Genomic DNA, 17,263 nt, shown 5'->3' on the forward strand with positions numbered 1-17,263 from the left:
CTCTCCTCAGTACGCCAGCGAGCGGTCGACGGCGTCGAGCACGCGGTCCAGGTCGGGCAGGTACTCCTCCTCCAGGCGGGCCGGCGGGTAGGGGGCGTGGTAGCCGCCGACCCGCAGGACGGGTGCCTCCAGGTGGTAGAAGCAGCGTTCGGTGATCCGCGCGGCGATCTCCGCGCCGGAGCCGAAGAACACCGGTGCCTCGTGGACGACGACGAGGCGGCGGGTCTTCTCCACCGAGGCCTGGACGGCGTCGAAGTCGAGGGGGCTGACCGAGCGCAGGTCCAGGACCTCGAGGGACTTGCCCTCCTCGGCCGCCGCGTCCGCGGCCTCCCGGCACAGCTTCACCATCGGGCCGTACGCGGCGAGGGTGAGGTCCGTGCCCTCGCGGACCACGCGGGCCCGGTGCAGCGGGGCCGGGATGGCCTCGGGGTCGACCTCCCCTTTGTCCCAATAACGCCGCTTGGGCTCGAAGTAGATGACCGGGTCGTCGCTCTGGATGGCTTGCTGCATCATCCAGTACGCGTCGGAGGAGTTGGACGGGCTGACCACCTTCAACCCGGCCACGTGCGCGAACAGGGCCTCGGGCGACTCGGAGTGGTGCTCGACCGCGCCGATGCCGCCGCCGTAGGGGATGCGGATGACGACCGGCAGCTTGACCTTGCCCAGCGAGCGGGCGTGCATCTTGGCGAGCTGGGTGACGATCTGGTCGTAGGCGGGGAAGACGAAGCCGTCGAACTGGATCTCCACCACCGGGCGGTAGCCGCGCAGGGCGAGGCCGATCGCGGTGCCGACGATGCCGGACTCGGCCAGCGGGGTGTCGATGACCCGGCTCTCGCCGAAGTCCTTCTGGAGGCCGTCCGTCACCCGGAAGACACCGCCGAGCTTGCCGACGTCCTCACCCATGACGAGGACCTTGGGGTCCGCGTCCAGGGCGCGGCGCAGCGACTCGTTGATGGCCTTGGCCATCGCCATCTTCTCGGCCATGTCAGTGACCCCCTTCTTCCGCGAACGACGCCTGGTAGGCGGCGAACTGGGCGCGCTCCTCGTCGACGAGCGCGTGCCCGTCCGCGTACGCGTTCTCGAAGATGGCGAAGTGGTCCGGGTCGGGCATCGCGCGGACCGCTTCGCGCACTCGTCTGCCCAACGCCTCGGACTCGGTCTCGAGTTCCGCGAAGAACGCCTCGTCCGTGTGGTTCGCGGCCTCCAGGTACCGGCGCAGGCGCAGGATCGGGTCCTTGGCCTCCCAGGCCAGCCGCTCCTCGTCGCCCCGGTAGCGGGTGGGGTCGTCGGAGGTGGTGTGGGCGCCCATCCGGTAGGTGTACGCCTCGACCAGGGTCGGGCCCTCGCCGTTGCGGGCCCGCTCCAGCGCCCACTTGGTGACCGCGAGACAGGCGAGCACGTCGTTGCCGTCGACGCGGACGCCGGGGAAGCCGTAGCCCTGGGCGCGCTGGTAGAGCGGGACGCGGGTCTGGCGCTCGGTGGGCTCGGAGATCGCCCACTGGTTGTTCTGGCAGAAGAACACCACGGGGGCGTTGTAGACCGCGGAGAAGGTGAACGATTCGGCCACGTCGCCCTGGCTGGAGGCGCCGTCACCGAAGTAGGCGATGACCGCCGAGTCCGCGCCGTCCTTGGTGATGCCCATCGCGTAGCCGGTGGCGTGCAGCGCCTGGGAACCGATGACGATCGTGTACAGGTGGAAGTTGTTGCTGTTCGGGTCCCAGCCGCCGTTGTTCACGCCGCGGAACATGCCGAGCAGATTGGTGGGGTCGACGCCGCGGCACCAGGCGACGCCGTGCTCCCGGTAGGTCGGGAAGACGTAGTCGTCCTCGCGGGTGGCCCGGCCGGAGCCGATCTGGGCGGCCTCCTGGCCCAGCAGGGAGGCCCACAGACCCAGCTCTCCCTGGCGCTGGAGGGCCGTGGCCTCGGCGTCGAAGCGGCGGGTGAGCACCATGTCGCGGTACAGGCCGCGCAGCTCGTCGGGGGTGATGCCGGCGACGTAGGCGTCGTACCGGGCGTCCTTGACCCGCTCGCCCTCGGGGGTCAGGAGCTGCACCAGCTCGGGTTCGGTGCTCTTGCCGGCGGTGCTTCGGGTGGTGCGCTTGGTGCCGGCGGCCCCGGTCGTGTCGCCGGCCGTCCCGGCCTTGCCTGCGGCGGTGCGTCGCGGCTTGCGCGCGGCACTGCTCTCCACGGTCACGTGTGCTCCTCCGTCGTTCCGGCCCCCGGGGTTGCCGGTAGGCCAGTGCGGCTCACCTGTTCCGACCACCGGGCACGGGGTGGGTGCCACTCGGCCGGGAACAGGCGTGACAGGTGCCCCGGCGAGCGCCCTGCGACCAACACGTTACCCAGTGCTTCACATTTCTGTGAAACCCCCTTTGACCTGCAATTTTGCTTGGATTTCCAAGTAAATCCAGGGGACGGGGAAGCGTGCTGGTCACAGCCTTGCGGCAGTCCGGAGCACCCGCACGTTATCCCGCGCACCCAGGTCACGGGAAGAGTCGTCTGTGACACTGCCCTCGCACATGAAACGGGACAAGTCAGGATTCCTCCCGTGACCGCGCCGTCCCCTGCCGCCCGTGGCGCGTGACGGAGAGCCGTCCCGCCGGGTCCGGCCCGGCCCCGGGTGTCCGCCGTCCGACGGAAAATCCCCGCGCATGACCGAAAGCGACCGTCGGCGACTGTCTGTGACAACGCGCAGCTCACAGGGGCTGCCGGTGGCCTACCATCTGCCGCGTGCCGCGCTCATGTGTACCACCCCTGATGTCCCACGCGCCCCCTCTGCGAACCCTGCTGCGCCTCTACGGCGCGGGCACCGCCCTCACCTGTGAGCCGGTCGACCAGGGGCTGCTGAACCGCGGCTACCGGCTGTGCACCACACGCGGCCGCTACTTCCTCAAGCACCACTTCGATCCGGACACCGCCGACCCGGCCGCCATCGAACGCCGGCACCGGGCCACCCAGCGCCTGGCCGACCTCGGGGTCCCCGTCGCCCCGCCGCTCGCCCACCGCGAGGGCCGCACCGTCGCCGTCGTCGGCGGCCACGCCTACGCCCTGCACCCCTGGATCGACGGCGGGCACCGCCACGGCGGCCAGCTCACCCACGGGCAGAGCGCGTGCCTGGGGGCGCTCCTGGGGGCCGTCCACGCCTGCCTGGAACGCGTGATGCCGCCCAAGGGGCGCACCCGCCCGGCGACGAGCCCCCATCCGGTGCGCAGCGCCGACCCGGCCGACACCTTCGCCCTCATCGACGCCCTGCTCGACCGGGTGCGCCGGCACCGCCCCGCCGACGCCTTCGACGGCCTGGCCCGGCACCGGCTGCTGGAGCGCCGCGCCCTGCTGGAGCAGCACGCCGGCCGGCGGCCGCCGCGCGGCGGCTCGGTGGGCTGGGTGCACGGCGACTTCCACCCGTTCAACCTGCTCTACAAGGACGACACCCCGGCGGCCATCGTGGACTGGGACCGGCTGGGCGTGCAGCCGCGCGCGGAGGAGGCGGTGCGCGCCGCGGTCATCTTCTTCGTCCGCCCCGGGGGGACGCTGGACCTGCCGAAGGTGCGTGCCTACGCGCGCGCGTACCGGCGGGCCGCCGGTGCCCCGTCCGCGGAGCTCGCGGCGGCCGCGCACCGGGTGTGGTGGGAGCGGCTGAACGACTTCTGGATGCTGCGCTGGCACTACGAACGCGGCGACACGCGCGCGGACTCGCAGTTCCCGGCCGCGTCGGCGCTCGCGGTGTGGTGGACCCGCGAGTACGACGCGGTGTGCGACGCGTTCGTGCGGTGAACCGGACGGGCGGCCGGGCGGCCGGTCACCCCTCGGCGGCCGGCGTGCCGGTCGCCGTCGGTGTCCTTCAACCGCCGGTGGTGTCGCCCGTGGTGCCGCCGTCCGTCGTGGTGCCCGCGGTGGCGCCGCCGTCGTCGGTGCCCGCGTCCGTGCCCGCGTCGGTGGTGCCGGCGTCCGTGCCCGCGTCGGTGGTGCCGGCGTCCGTGCCGCCGTTGGTCGGGTCCGTGGGCTGCGACTGCGAGGTCTGCGGGTCCGACGGCTCGGCGCTCGGGGTGGAGCCGGTCGGCTGCGACGGGGTGTACGACGGCGTGGTCGCCGGCGGCCAGCCGTTCCCGGTGCCGGTGCCGGTGTCCGAGCCGGTGTGCGTGGAGGGGCCCGAGGGCTGCTCCGCGTCGTCGTCGGACGGGGTCGCGGAGGGCTTCTCGTGCTTGGTGCTCTTGGAGTGCGTGCTCGACGGCTTGGTGTCGGTGCCCGTGCCGCCGCCGCCGGCGCCCTTCAGCGCCAGCGCCACGCCCGCCGCGATGGCGACGACCGCGAGTACGGCGAGGATCCACATCTTGCCGCGTCCGCTGCCCTTGTTGCCGTGCCCCTCGAAGCCGCCGTCGTCCCCGCTGCCGTAGCCGGTCGGCAGGATCGGCTGCGGGATCTGCGCGGTGCCCGAGGCGTCCATCGGGTGCGGCATGACGGTGGTGCCGGCGAAGCCGCCCGCCGGGGTCTGGCGGGCGTCGTGCGCCGCCACCGGGCCGGTGTTCCAGGTGCCGCTGTGCGCGCCCTGGTCGTACAGCATCTGGAGGCCGTACTGGACCAGGCCGCGCATCTCCTCGGCCGTCTGGAACCGGTCGTCGGGGTCCTTGGCGAGGGAGCGCATGACCAGGCCGTCCAGCTCCGGCGGGCAGGTCCCGTCCGCCACCTGCGACGGCGGCACCGGGATGTCCTGGACGTGCTGGTAGACCACCGACAGCGGGGTCTCACCGGTGAACGGGGGCCGCAGCGAGAGCAGTTCGTACAGCAGGCAGCCGGTGGCGTACAGGTCGGAGCGGTGGTCGACGGCCTTGCCGAGCGCCTGCTCCGGGGAGAGGTACTGCGGAGTGCCCATGACCATGCCGGTCTGCGTCATCGTCGTGGACGCGCCGTGCAGGGCCCGGGCGATGCCGAAGTCCATCACCTTCACGGCGCCGCTGTGGGTGATGATGACGTTCGCCGGCTTGATGTCGCGGTGCACGATGCCGTGCTGGTGCGAGTAGGCGAGCGCCTCCAGCACCCCGGAGACGATCATCAGGGCCTGCTCGGGGCCCGGCGCCTCGGCGTTCAGCAGCAGGTCGCGGATGGTGCGGCCCTCGACCAGCTCCATGACGATGTACGGCACGGACTGGCCGCCCACGCTGTCCTCGCCGGAGTCGTACACGGCGACGATCGCGTGGTGGTTGAGGCCGGCCACGGACTGGGCCTCACGGGTGAAGCGGGCCTTGGAGACCGGGTCCTCGGCCAGGTCCGCGCGGAGCAGCTTGACCGCGACGGTACGGCCCAGGCGGACGTCCTCCGCGGCGAACACCTCGGCCATGCCGCCCCGGCCCAGCCGGTGCGTGAGCCGGTACCGGCCGTCGCCGACGAGCCCTCCGTTGCCCCACATCTCCGGCGCGTCCGACATGCCGCCGCCAGTCGCCTCGGGGTCGGACGGGCCCTGAGAGCGCTGCTGCTGTGCCATCAGTCCTCGCCGTCGTTTCTGCCCGCGGTGCGCGCGGTGTTGTCACGGTCTCCGTCGGCCACGCTACAGCCTCCGCGGGGGCCACCGGTCCGGAACCGCAACCGGGACGGGTCCGCGACGGACCGGTCATGAAACCCGTAGCACGCGCTGTCGTGCAAATTCCGTGTGCCTGCCGTAGGGCACCGGTAACGCTTGCGCGACGCTTCTTGCGCGTACGGTCACGGAACGGGCACCGAGCTTGACGTGCCGGTGCCCTGGGGCAGACTTGGCCGGGAATGACACATTCGATCAAGGCCTGTCTCGCCGGTGACGGCGCCGGCGGCCGGTGGGGGACGCGGGAACATGAGCCAGGACGGCGCACACGGCCGGTACGCGGGGCAGGCGCTGGCCGGAGGCCGCTACCAGCTGCGCGACCTGCTGGGTGAGGGCGGCATGGCCTCGGTGCACCTCGCGTACGACGCCGTGCTGGACCGCCAGGTGGCCATCAAGACGCTCCACACCGACCTCGGCCGGGAACCGGCCTTCCGCGAGCGGTTCCGCCGCGAGGCGCAGGCCGTGGCCAAGCTCACCCACACCAACATCGTCTCCGTCTTCGACACGGGCGAGGACGAACTGAACGGCATGGCGACGCCGTACATCGTCATGGAGTACGTCGAGGGCCGCCCGCTCGGCTCGGTCCTCGCCGAGGACATCCAGCGGCACGGCGCGATGCCCGCCGACAAGGCGCTGAAGGTCACCGCCGACGTGCTCGCCGCGCTGGAGATCAGTCACGAGAAGGGGCTGGTCCACCGCGACATCAAGCCGGGCAACGTGATGATGACCGGGCGCGGCGTGGTCAAGGTCATGGACTTCGGCATCGCCCGCGCCATGCAGTCCGGCGTCACCTCGATGACCCAGACCGGCATGGTCGTCGGCACCCCCCAGTACCTCTCGCCCGAGCAGGCCCTCGGCCGCGGGGTGGACGCCCGCGCCGACCTCTACTCCGTCGGCATCATGCTGTTCCAGCTGGTGACCGGGCGGCTGCCGTTCGACGCGGACTCGCCGCTGGCGATCGCCTACGCGCACGTGCAGGAGGAGCCGGTGCCGCCCTCCTCCGTCAACCGCGCGCTGCCCCCGGCGGTGGACGCGCTCGTCGCCCGCGCCCTGAAGAAGAACCCGAACGAGCGCTTCCCGACCGCCGAGTCCATGCGCGACGAGTGCCTGCGCGTCGCCGCGTCCCTCCAGGCGGCGGCGCCGAACATCGTGGCGGGCGCCGCACCGGCACAGAGCGGGTCGGGCGTCGCCTCCGCGGTGTTCCCGCCGGTCGACCGGACGGCCCAGGCGCCGCACGGCCCGGTGCAGACGCCGTACCCGCACACACAGTCCCCGGCCCAGAACCCCTACGGCCACCCGGCGCCCGCCGCGGGGTACGGCTACCCCCAGCAGGGCGGCTACCAGACGCCCCCGGTGGGCTACGGCCCGCAGACCGCGCCGACCCCACCGCCGTACACGGGCGCCCCGCAGACCGGCCCCTACCCCGCCGATGCCGGGCGGGGCAGGCGCCGCAGGCCGCTGGTGATCGGCTCGGTGACGGTGGTGGCCCTCGCGGTCGTCGGGCTGGTCGTCGCGCTCACGCTGAAGAACGCCGGCGACGACATCAAGGGCGTGACCGGCGGTTCGAGCGCCTCGGCGTCCGCCTCGCACCGGACCGGTTACCGCGGGCCGGACACCACACGGCAGATCGACAAGTCGGAGTGCACGGAACCGCAGGAGTCGTACAGCGACCCGAAGAAGGTCCAGATGCCCAACTTCCGGTACAAGGACATCGGCTCCGTGAAGCGGTGCCTCCAGGCCGCGGGCTGGAAGTGGAGCATCGACCACGAGGACGACGCCACCTGGGGCGACGGGACCGTGCTGAAGCAGTTCCCCGAGCACGGCACCGACGTCAGCCCGCACGACGTGGGCACCATCGAGCTGAGCGTGTCGACCGGCAACCCGCCGCAGTGACGCCGTACCGGGCGCGGCGGGTCCGCGCCCGGACGCGGTGAGGGCCCGGCGGATGTCCGCCGGGCCCCTCGGATGTCGTGACCTCGTGACCTTGTGACTTCGTGGTGGGGCCGGTGCCTACAGGTACGGTCCGCCCGTGTGCGCGCCGCCGCGCTGCTCGTCACCCAGCCCGTCGGGGCCGGACACGCCCGGCGGGAGGGCGCGACGCATCTGCTCCAGCTGGGCCCGCGCGGCCATCTGCTGGGCGAACAGCGTCGTCTGGATCCCGTGGAAGAGACCCTCCAGCCAGCCCACCAGCTGCGCCTGTGCGATCCGCAGTTCCGCGTCGCTCGGGGTGACCTCGTCGGTGAACGGCAGGGAGAGCCGTTCCAGCTCCTCGACCAGCTCCGGCGCCAGACCGTCCTCCAGTTCCTTCACCGAGCTGGCGTGGATCTCCTTCAGCCGCACCCGGCTGGCCTCGTCGAGAGGGGCCGCGCGCACCTCCTCCAGGAGCTGCTTGATCATGCTGCCGATCCGCATCACCTTGGCCGGCTGTTCCACCATCTCCGTCACCGGGGTCTCGCGGGAGTCCTCGCCCCCGCCGCCACCGAGCGCCATCCCGTCCTGCCCCACGACGAGGATCTGGGGATTCTCCGGCGACCGTTCGTTCCTCGGCATCTCCATACGACCATTGTCGCGCACCTCACCACCGCGTCACCGTGCTGCCCCCCGTGTGGCCCATCGCCCGGCCGGCCCCGACGGCGCAACCCGGAGTGCCGCGTCGGCCGCCGGGTGTGAGGCTGGTCCCCGTCGGGTTTCCATCGGTCACGGCACCTGGGCTCCGGGAGGTCACCGACGTGACTCCATGCCTGCGACGGGCGTTCCGCCGCGTCCCGCTGCTGCTGCTCGTCCTCACGGCGGCGGCCCCGCCGGCGCACGGCGTCGCCGTCGCCGCCGGTCACGGCGCCCCGCCCGCCCACGCCGCCCGGCGGGGCCCCGTCCACCCGTCCGCCACGGGGCACCGGGAGGCGTCCACCGGGGACGGTCCGGGCCACGGCCGGCCGGGGCAGGGCCTGCCCGGGTCCGCCACCGCCTCGGTCACCGCCGACGCGCACGGGGTGCGCCACCCGGATCCGCCCGCCGCCGATCCTCCGGCTGCCGGCGTTCCCGCGCCGTCCGACTCGGCGTCGGCGTCGGTCCGCCCCTCGGTCTCCGCCCGCCCCGCCGCGGAGCCGTCCCGGGCGGGCAGCCGGGCCGGTGAGGGACGGCTGCGGCCGGGACGGCCGGACGGGCCCGCCGCCGAGGTGGAGGGTGACGATCCCGACCCCGACGCCGAGGCCGTGCGGGCGGAGGAGTCGGCGGACGTGCCGGACGGGACACCGACGGTCTCACCGCCGCCGGAGGAGGCCGGGCTCGACCCGGCGGCGCCTGTGCTGCGGCCCGCCGCCGACGAGGGGGTCCAGCAGGGCGAGGGTCCCACGGAGCCGGTCCTGCGGATCCTGCCGCTGGGCAGCGGCCTGGTCCTCATCGGCCTGGGCCTGGCACTGGCCCTCCTCGGCCTGAGACTCCGCAGGACCTGACCCCGGCTCCGCCGGCCGGTCCCGCGCCGCCGGCGCCGGTTCAGGCCGGCGCCGGTTCCCGCTACGGCGCGACCAGGAGGACCTTGCCGATGTGGCCGCTCGCCTCCACCAGGCGGTGCGCCTCGGAAGCCCGCGGCATCGGCACCTCACGGTCGACGACCGGACGGACATGGCCGTCGGCGAGCAGCGGCCACACGTGCTCGCGCACGGCGGCGACGATGGTCGCCTTCTCGTCCAGCGGGCGGGCGCGCAGCGAGGTCGCGCTGACCGCGGCACGCTTGGCGAGGAGCGCGCCGATGTTCAGCTCGCCCTTGGTGCCGCCCTGCATGCCGATGATCACCAGGCGCCCGTTGACGGCGAGTGCCTGGATGTTGCGGTCCAGGTACTTGGCGCCCATGTTGTCGAGGATGACGTCGGCGCCCGCGCCGCCGGTGGCCTCCCGGACCTCGGCGACGAAGTCCTGCTCGCGGTAGTTGATCAGTACGTCGGCGCCGAGCTCGGCGCAGAAGTCCAGCTTCTCCTTCGTACCGGCCGTCACCGCGACCCGGGCACCGAGGGACTTGGCGAGCTGGATCGCCATGGTGCCGATGCCGCTGGAGCCGCCGTGCACCAGCAGTGTCTCGTCGGGGCGCAGGTGGGCGACCATGAACACGTTGGACCAGACCGTGCAGGCCACCTCGGGCAGCGCCGCGGCCTGCCGGAGGTCGACGCCCTGGGGCACGGGCAGCAGCTGCCCCGCCGGTACGGCGACCTTCTCGGCGTAACCGCCGCCGGCGAGCAGCGCGCACACCTCGTCGCCGACGGACCAGCCGGAGACGCCGGGGCCGAGTGCGGCGATCCGGCCGGAGCACTCCAGGCCGGGGTAGACGGAGGCGCCGGGCGGCGGGTCGTAGAAGCCCTGCCGTTGCATGATGTCGGCACGGTTGACGGCGCTGGCCACCACCTCGACCAGCACCTCGCCCTCGCCGGGCACCGGATCGGGGACCTCCGCCCACACGAGGGACTCGGGACCGCCGGGTTCGGGAATCGTGATCGCATGCATGCCGGTGACGCTACCCCCCGCGGGCCTCGTCACCCGTGCGGGAGCGGCCGGGTGTCCGGGGCGGTCCGGGCGCCGGGCGTGACCCTGACGATGGTGATGAGCCGGTCGGTCAGCTGGAGGGTGCCGAGCGACGGATCGTCGTAGCCGAGCACGCGGTGTCCGCGGACGACGCTGACCACGAGGTCGGCCGTCTCGCGCGGTGTCCTGCCCACCTCGTCCCGGACGACCGGCCGTTCGACGATGTCCAGCCCGCTGCCCTGCTGGATCAGGTCCTCCATCACCATGCCGGCGGCGGGACTGAGCACGGAGAGCCCGAGCAGGCGGCCGGCCGCGCTGGCGCTGGTGATGACCGCGTCCGCCCCGGACTGCTTGAGCAGCGGGGCGTTCTCCTCCTCGCGCACCGCGGCCACGATCTTGGCGCCGCGGTTGAGCTGGCGAGCGGTCAGCGTGACGAGGACGGAGGTGTCGTCACGCTGCGGGGCGATGATGATCTGCCGGGCCCGGTGCACCTCGGCCCGCCTGAGCACGTCACTGCGGGTGGCGTCGCCCACGACGCCGGCGTAGCCCTCCGCGGTGGCCGCGTCGACCGCCTTCGCGCTGGGGTCGACGACGACCACCTGCTCCTTCCTCAGTCCCGTCGCGCAGACGGTCTGGACGGCCGACCGTCCCTTCGTGCCGAAGCCGACGACGACGGTGTGGTCGCGCAAGGTGGACCTCCAGCGGTTTTCTGAAAGTACCCTTAGACCATGAACAACGACCTTGTGCAGCGAGCCCGTTGGGGCGACTTAGCGGGGCAGAACTGGGCTGGACTCGTCCGTTTGTCCTTCGAGGTCGACGAGGGTCCCGGTACTGCTGAGAACGACGCTAGCGACACCACGGTTGCCAGGCCCGCGTTCCGGCCCATGACCGGCCGGGACATCAGGAGTCGTGACGAGCAGGAGAAAGACAACAAGCGCTTCGTCGACTCGCGCGGTGGCCGGTACGTCTACACGTACGAGGAGCCGGACACGAGCGCGTGGAAGCGCAAGCGCGTCCGGCTGCCGAACGGCGAGATCGGGTACCGCGTCATCCGCCCTGTCTTCGAGGGCGCGTTGGAGGACCTCAAGCGGGGAGTGGCCCCGAACGGCGAGCGGTTGGACGGCTTGATCGTCTACGACATCGACCGACTGACGCGCGACAACCGGCACCTTGAGGACGCGATCGAGGTCGTGGAGAACTTCGGGCGCCCGATCATCGACATCACGGGCACCCTCGATCTCCTCACGGACAACGGCCGCACGGTCGCACGGATCGTGACCGCGACGAACAACAAGCAGTCCGCCGACACGGCGCGCCGGGTCGCCCGCAAACACAGTGCTCTTCAGCAGGCCGGGATCCCCACGGGCGGCACAAGGCCTTTCGGGTGGCAGGACGACAAGCGCACGCTGGACCCCGACGAGGTGGAGTGGCTTCGACGGATGGTCGACTGGTTGCTTTCGGGCAAGCCGATCTCGGCCGTCATCAAGAAGCTGAACGAGGCCGGCGTGAAGACATCGACCGGCCGCACCTGGTCTCACGCGGGACTCAAGGCCGTGATCCGTAACCCCCGACTGTGCGGGTACCGCTCGCGCCAGGTCATGGACGTCGACCCAGTCACGGGAACGACCAACAAACGGGTCGAGATCGTCTTGGACGACCATGGGAAGCCGGTGATCGGGCAGTGGGAACCCGCAATCACCGTCGAGGAGTGGGAAGCCGTCACGGAACTGCTCGGTTCTAATCCCGCTCCGGGGCAGGGCTTCAACGCGCGCAAGTCCCTGCTGCGGGGCACCCTGCGGTGTGACCGGAACGGCTGTGGTGCGCAGCTTCGGATCTCCAAGGCGGAGAAGCGCCTCAAGAAGCCAGAGGGGTACTTCTACTACACGTGCCCAAGCAGCGGCAGCGCCTACGCGGGGTGCGGGGGCACGAGGATTCCCGGCCCGGAAACGGACAAGGCCGTATCCATGATGGTGATCGCCAAGCACCAGGAGGAGGCCGCCAAGCGGGAGGCCAGTCCCGCGCCCACGACGTGGGATGGGGAGGAGAAGCTGACTCGCGTCCTCGAAGACATCGAGGACCTGAAGCAGGCCCGGAAGTCGCGGATCATCACAGCGGAGACGTACTTTTCGCAGCTCGCGGAGCACGAGGCCGAGAAGCGGCGTCTCACGACGGAGCGGAACCGATTCCTACGGCACAGGCACTCCGCACAGAGTGAGCCCGTTGATCTCGCCGATACGTGGGATGACCTGCTGCTCAGTGAGAAGCGCGCGTACATCGAGGACACCTTAATCGCCGTCCTTGTCGGACCTGCCGTCGGACGTGGGAAGCCGGTGCGTGAGCGGCTGACTCCGGTGTGGAGGCCGAAGGGGGATCAGTCGTGGGCTGAGTCCGAGGATGGTTCGAAGTGACCTCGGGCTGAGGCGGAGCGAGACGCGGGGCGACGGGCAGACCCAGGATCGTGTTCGCCCGTCGCCAGTCGTCGTCAGACCAGGCAGGTGCGTTCCGTGCCTGTTCACGGGCCCAAGCCCAGTCGTCGTCTCCTTCTAACGGGAGTCTCAAACGGACCTCCCATCGGGGGGCGTCAGGGCGTCGGAGGCAGCTTCCCGGTTGCGCGCGATGTCTTCAGCGATCCCAGCGGCGATGAGGAAGGCGCCGGGGGTGTGACCGGAGCCGACGTAGCGCCAGTGCCGTTCGGTGACCGTGTCGGGGATCTCGACGTGCCCCATGTGGTGACCACGTTGGGCGCGCAGTGCTGCGTAGGTAGTGGAGTAGGCGCGCGACTTGGTGAGGATGTGTCCCCGGTAGCCGAGGGTGTGGGCCCAGGCATGCAGGCGGAGGGGTGTGTACTCGGGTAGGCCGCCGAGGCGCCAGCAGGTCCGCATGAGAATTCGGGTGTGTTCGCTGACGGGTGCCGACTCGATATCGGCCCAGGTCGAGAGCCGGTAGTCAGTGCCAGCGCCTATGTCGCTTGCGCCTTTGGTGACGTACTTGGCGACGTACGCGGCGACCGCGTCATCGTCGGGGCCGTCATCGTCGGGCCGTAGGGGCCGGGCGTCGGTCTGTGCGCCCCAGCGTAGGTTCAACTCACCCACGGCAGGGCTGTAGGGCGTACGGACCAGTACCCGCCGAGCGGAGGAGCGTACAGCGTCGATGAGGAGTTCGGCCGTGCCCCAGGTCGGAGGTTCGTCGCCGGGTCCGGTCGGGCCGTCGAGGCGGACGACGGCATGGACGTGGACGGCCGCCCGCCGCTGATATTCGGCGACGCGGGCGAAGGACAGCCGGGCGTACCGGGCGAAGCGGGACTGCACCAGGCCGACCGATGATGCGAGGCGCCGCCGAACGTCGATGACGAAGCGGTCCCAGAGCTTGGAGGCGTGTGCGTGCCACAGGACGTGGGCGGTGTAGTCGTAGCAGGCGAGGCAGAGCGGTTGGCCGACACTCGGTGCGTCGGGCGCGTGGACGAGGCCGCAACCGAGAGGACGGCCGTGTTCGCAGGTGCCGCCATCACGACGGGGACGGCACAGCTCCGATGACCGGTGCACCGGGCCGAACGACGGAGCGGTGAGGGTGACGAACAGCCGGGGGCGGTAGCGGACGTCATTGGGGACGTTCTTGCCGCCGAGGAGGCCGGCACGGACGAGGTGGTAGGTGTCTCCGGCGTGGAGGCGGGAGCAGGCCGGGCAGATGGTTGCCCGGCGGTTGCGGCAGCGGACGAGGAGGCGTTCGCCGGGCTCGTCGCGGGTGTCGTAGTGATGGAGGATCTCGCCGGTCGTGCCGTCCACTGTGGTGGTGGAGCCGGAGAGGTGGACTGGGTGGGAGCAGCCGCCGGTAGCGGTGATCTGCTCCAGTAGGCGAGGGAACTTCGGGTCTTGTGCGAGACGGATTGCGTCGCGGTCTACTTCCGGGAGCTGACGCAGGCGCGCTGCGCCGTCGAGGGCGGCGCGCCGGTCAGCCGGAGTGAAGTCCGGGGTGATGGTGGTGACCTTCCGGGATGGGCCGCCGAGGCGGCAGGGGTATGGACGGCTGGTGGTGCGGGGTGGGTCATGGGGATCACCTCCGGGTCGTCGGGGGCGGGTTGGTGGTCAGCGGATGGTTCCGGTGCCCCGGCAGACGCGGCAGCGGCGCGTACGTCCGGTCCAGGTCCTGCGGGCTCCGTCGCCCTTGCAGTGGGGGCACCTCACGCGAGGCATGGGCATGGCTTTGTGTCCCTTCGGGTCAGTGGTGGGCGAAGCCGCTGATGAGCCAAGTCACGAGCCCGTGGATGGTGAAGACCACCGGGGTCTGGCCGAGGTAGAGGCCGAAGAGGCCGACGCAGACCGCTTCCCAGGCACGCACGTCGCGGGAGCGGACGAGGAGAACGGTGATGATCCCGAAGATCACCGAGAACGTGAACGCCGTACCTTCGCTGATCACTTGTCGTCTCCTTCCGACACCTCAAGGGCGCCGTTCAGGGCGGGTAGTTCCGGGGCCGTCGCGGCGTACTTCCGCGCCGTGGAGACGGCTTCCTCGGTCGGAGTGAGGTGGGAGCGGGCGCGGCTCCAACCGCCGTCAGGGCCGGTGCAAACGGCCACGCCGCGTTCCTCTGCCGTGATCGACTGGGCAACCGCTACCGCGTCCTTGTTCAGGTCACCCAGGGTCATTTCGGCCGTGCCGGGGTCGTTGACGCGGTGGCAGATCCGGCCGCCGAGCTGGGCTCGCAGCGCGGTGACGCCGGAGCCGAGGTCGGAACCCACGCGTTGGCCGGCGACGACCAGGTGCAGGCCGAGCGCTGCCCCGAGCTGCCCGATCCGGAGCAGGAGGGTGGAGCACTGTTCGGCTTCCGCCTTGCTCTCACGCGTGCCGTCCGACAGGTACAGTTCGGCGATCTCGTCCACGATCACGACCACCGGAACCGGCCGGATCTTGTCGGGCAGTTCCCAGATGGAGCGGACCCCGGCCGACCGGCAGGCGCTCATGCGGTCCTGCATGTCGACCACAAGCGCGGAGAGCACAGCGACCGCTTCGCGTCGGCAGGTGGCCAGCGCGCTCAGCCTGTCGACGAACAGGCCCAGTTCCATACCGCCCTTGCAGTCGATGCCGACCAAGGCGACCGACTGTGGGGCGAGCTGGGTGATCAGCCGGGCCAGCAGCGTGGACTTACCCGAGCGGGTGGCACCGGCGATGAGCCAGTGGGGCACGAGCCGCAGGTTCATCACCCAGGCGCCGCCGCTCTCCAGGACCCCGATGAGCGCCGACAGCAGCTCGGCCGGAGCAGACGCTAAGCCGGGCCTCTGAAGCGGATCGGTGGCCGTCGCCGTCAGCAGGACGAGCCCGCGTTCGGGCGAGGTGACCCGGACCGCGTGAACCTTCCACGCGTGGACGAACGCGTCAGCGGCCTTCAGGAAGGTTGTCGGAGTCTGACCCGCGTGCAGTCGCACCAGCACCGTCAGCCCCATGCGGGTCGCCCGCGGGAACGCAATCCGCGGAGCCACCGGCCGCAGCGGGTCACCCTTAACGACCAGGTCACCGAGCAGCCCGCGCGGCGGACGCTTGGCTACAGCGAGGTCGTTGAGCTGCGCGACCTTGCGCCAGGTGAACACGACCCGGCAAGCGGTAGCCGGGTAACCGATCAGGTACCAGTGCCAGACGGGGCGGTGCCGGCGGACCAGGTCACCGACGACGAGCACCCACGCCAGTACTGCGAGACCAAGGGCGAGCAGGAGCGGTCCCATCAGGCGTCACCGCCCTTGGCGTGCGCCGGACCGGTCACGGGGGTGATCGCGTCGGCGCGGAAGCTGACGCCGTGCCGGTCCCCCATCGACCACATGAACGCTGTCAGACCGGTGACCTTGACGATCTGCCCTTCCTCAATGCCCTTCGGCTGACCGCTCACGGCGATCTCGATCACGGAGATCCGCCGTCCGTCCTGCCGCACGGTGACCGCCACGGTCCACACCGGGTTGCCGTCCCGGTCCCTCTTCACCTCCTGCGTCTCGGAGTTGGTGATCTTCGCTTCGGGCGCGATGGCGCACCGCAGTACGCCCAGCCGCGCCGTGTCCACGGGAATGGACTGCATTTCGTTGGCCTCCTTGGCCAGTCAAGACGCCGAGACATTCTGACGTCACTTGTCCTTACGAGTGATGACTATGAGGCTCTGTACGGCAGTAGCGCAACTACTTATGCTGACGAGTGATGTCGCGCGTGCGACGTGCCTAGGACCTCACCCGGAGATGACCGAATGTCGGAGATCCAGCGCCCCGGAGCCCTCTACCAGCAGGTGGCCGCCGCGATCCGCGAAGCGATCCTGTCCGGCGAGTTCGCACCAGACTCCCTGTTGCCGTCCGAAGCCCAGCTCATGGCCCGCTATGGCGTATCGCGGCCGACCGTCCGCAACGCTATCGCCGCCCTGCGAGCCGAAGGCCTCATCGACGTCCGGCACGGCAAGGGCAGTTTCGTACGCTCCAGCGGTCACCCCGTCCTCACTCTGGAACGGGGCGTCAGCCGCACCAGCGACGGCAAGTTCGTGATGCCCAGCGGCGACATCTGGGAGGAGGCCGAGGAGCCGAGCACCTACCGCACCCACACGACGAAGGCCACAGGCCGGCTCCTGCAACTCACGGCCGAGGAAGCCCTGTTCGGCTGTGACCGACTGCTCACCGACCCCGGCACCGGGACGCGCGCCATGCACCGCACCTTGATCCCGTTCGAGGTTGCCGAGGCCGTTCCCCTGCTCAGTCAGGAGCCGTGTAAGCCATCGGCCGCCCTCTACTGGGTGCTTACCCAGGCCGGACACAAGCTCACCTGGGCCGAGACCGTACGGGCACGCATGCCCCTGCCCGACGAACGCACCGCGCTCCGGCTCCCGGACGCCACACCGATCCTGCATGTCAGCCGCGTCGCGCACGGCACCGACGACCGCCCGCTGATCCTCGAAGAACTGCGCTTCGGCGCCGACCGGGCCGAACTCGCCTACCGGATCACTGCCGACAAACAGCCCGCACGACACCCCCACGCCTGAGTGCCAACAACGATCGGTCGAAACCACCTTCACTTCCTCAAGGGCGCGCCTGCGGCGCGCCGGGGCGCCCGGCCGCCCCGGCCGGGCGTGCGGCGTGGACGCCGGTCCCGTCCGGTCGGCCGGCGCCCCCGCCCGCAGCACGCCCAAGAAGTCGAGGCGTCGACCACTCCTCGATGCCGAGT

General features: G+C 71.2%; 14 protein-coding genes and 1 pseudogene. 5 read left to right on the top strand and 10 right to left on the bottom strand.

Translation table 11 applies throughout. The annotated features are described in order from the left end of the window. Window positions 1–6: 6 nt before the first annotated feature. Window positions 7–984 (bottom strand): alpha-ketoacid dehydrogenase subunit beta, encoded by a 978-nt coding sequence (locus ACIQVT_RS23120; RefSeq protein WP_403757005.1) that lies wholly within the window; start codon window positions 982–984, stop codon window positions 7–9. Window position 985: 1 nt separating this feature from the next. Then, window positions 986–2,194, bottom strand: coding sequence for a pyruvate dehydrogenase (acetyl-transferring) E1 component subunit alpha (gene pdhA, locus ACIQVT_RS23125; RefSeq protein WP_403757008.1), 1,209 nt, complete (start codon window positions 2,192–2,194; stop codon window positions 986–988). A gap of 563 nt (window positions 2,195–2,757) precedes the next feature. Here pdhA and ACIQVT_RS23130 point away from each other — a divergent pair. Further along, complete coding sequence (locus tag ACIQVT_RS23130; protein ID WP_403757011.1) at window positions 2,758–3,774, top strand: phosphotransferase; 1,017 nt, start codon at window positions 2,758–2,760, stop codon at window positions 3,772–3,774. Between the two features lie 67 nt (window positions 3,775–3,841). Here ACIQVT_RS23130 and ACIQVT_RS23135 read toward each other — a convergent pair whose 3' ends face one another. After that, on the bottom strand, window positions 3,842–5,479 hold the full coding sequence (locus tag ACIQVT_RS23135) for a protein kinase (protein WP_403757014.1): 1,638 nt from the start codon (window positions 5,477–5,479) through the stop codon (window positions 3,842–3,844). 342 nt (window positions 5,480–5,821) lie between these two features. On the opposite strand from ACIQVT_RS23135, the gene ACIQVT_RS23140 reads away from it, so the two are divergent. Then, window positions 5,822–7,465 carry a protein kinase gene (locus ACIQVT_RS23140; RefSeq protein WP_403757017.1) on the top strand — a complete coding sequence of 548 codons (1,644 nt, stop codon included), beginning with the start codon at window positions 5,822–5,824 and terminating at the stop codon, window positions 7,463–7,465. A gap of 117 nt (window positions 7,466–7,582) precedes the next feature. On the opposite strand, the gene ACIQVT_RS23145 is transcribed toward ACIQVT_RS23140, so the two are convergent. After that, entirely contained in the window at window positions 7,583–8,128 is a 546-nt protein-coding gene (locus ACIQVT_RS23145; RefSeq protein ID WP_403757020.1) for a bacterial proteasome activator family protein, read from the bottom strand. 173 nt (window positions 8,129–8,301) lie between these two features. On the opposite strand from ACIQVT_RS23145, the gene ACIQVT_RS23150 reads away from it, so the two are divergent. Then, window positions 8,302–9,024 carry a hypothetical protein gene (locus tag ACIQVT_RS23150; protein WP_403757022.1) on the top strand — a complete coding sequence of 241 codons (723 nt, stop codon included), beginning with the start codon at window positions 8,302–8,304 and terminating at the stop codon, window positions 9,022–9,024. A gap of 61 nt (window positions 9,025–9,085) precedes the next feature. Here the strand turns inward: ACIQVT_RS23150 and ACIQVT_RS23155 are convergent, their stop codons facing one another. Continuing rightward, the gene (locus ACIQVT_RS23155) at window positions 9,086–10,066 is read right to left on the bottom strand and encodes an NAD(P)H-quinone oxidoreductase (protein ID WP_403757026.1); all 981 of its coding nucleotides are present in this window, start codon (window positions 10,064–10,066) and stop codon (window positions 9,086–9,088) included. A gap of 29 nt (window positions 10,067–10,095) precedes the next feature. Continuing rightward, window positions 10,096–10,791, bottom strand: a pseudogene (locus ACIQVT_RS23160) (potassium channel family protein); the annotation flags it as partial. 21 nt (window positions 10,792–10,812) lie between these two features. On the opposite strand from ACIQVT_RS23160, the gene ACIQVT_RS23165 reads away from it, so the two are divergent. Further along, window positions 10,813–12,492: a recombinase family protein gene (locus ACIQVT_RS23165; RefSeq protein WP_403757029.1), complete on the top strand. Its 1,680-nt coding sequence runs from the start codon at window positions 10,813–10,815 to the stop codon at window positions 12,490–12,492. Between the two features lie 147 nt (window positions 12,493–12,639). On the opposite strand, the gene ACIQVT_RS23170 is transcribed toward ACIQVT_RS23165, so the two are convergent. The 4 genes from ACIQVT_RS23170 to ACIQVT_RS23185 all read right to left on the bottom strand — a co-directional run bounded on the left by ACIQVT_RS23170 (window position 12,640) and on the right by ACIQVT_RS23185 (window position 16,139). Further along, complete coding sequence (locus ACIQVT_RS23170) at window positions 12,640–14,001, bottom strand: replication initiator (protein WP_403757720.1); 1,362 nt, start codon at window positions 13,999–14,001, stop codon at window positions 12,640–12,642. A 298-nt stretch (window positions 14,002–14,299) separates the two neighbouring features. After that, a complete protein-coding gene (locus ACIQVT_RS23175; protein ID WP_336113256.1) occupies window positions 14,300–14,497 on the bottom strand; it encodes a hypothetical protein in 198 nt (65 codons plus the stop codon). Then, window positions 14,494–15,795: an FtsK/SpoIIIE domain-containing protein gene (locus ACIQVT_RS23180; RefSeq protein ID WP_403757032.1), complete on the bottom strand. Its 1,302-nt coding sequence runs from the start codon at window positions 15,793–15,795 to the stop codon at window positions 14,494–14,496. The genes ACIQVT_RS23175 and ACIQVT_RS23180 overlap by 4 nt, the downstream gene beginning before the upstream one ends. Beyond that, a complete protein-coding gene (locus ACIQVT_RS23185) occupies window positions 15,795–16,139 on the bottom strand; it encodes a hypothetical protein (protein WP_403757035.1) in 345 nt (114 codons plus the stop codon). Before ACIQVT_RS23185 ends, ACIQVT_RS23180 begins: the two co-directional genes overlap by 1 nt. 162 nt (window positions 16,140–16,301) lie before the next feature. On the opposite strand from ACIQVT_RS23185, the gene ACIQVT_RS23190 reads away from it, so the two are divergent. After that, window positions 16,302–17,081, top strand: coding sequence for a GntR family transcriptional regulator (locus tag ACIQVT_RS23190; RefSeq protein ID WP_403757038.1), 780 nt, complete (start codon window positions 16,302–16,304; stop codon window positions 17,079–17,081). The last annotated feature ends 182 nt before the right edge of the window (window positions 17,082–17,263 follow it).

It is taken from the genome of Streptomyces sp. NPDC100445, from assembly GCF_044759735.1.
In the GTDB taxonomy this organism is placed as follows: domain Bacteria; phylum Actinomycetota; class Actinomycetes; order Streptomycetales; family Streptomycetaceae; genus Streptomyces.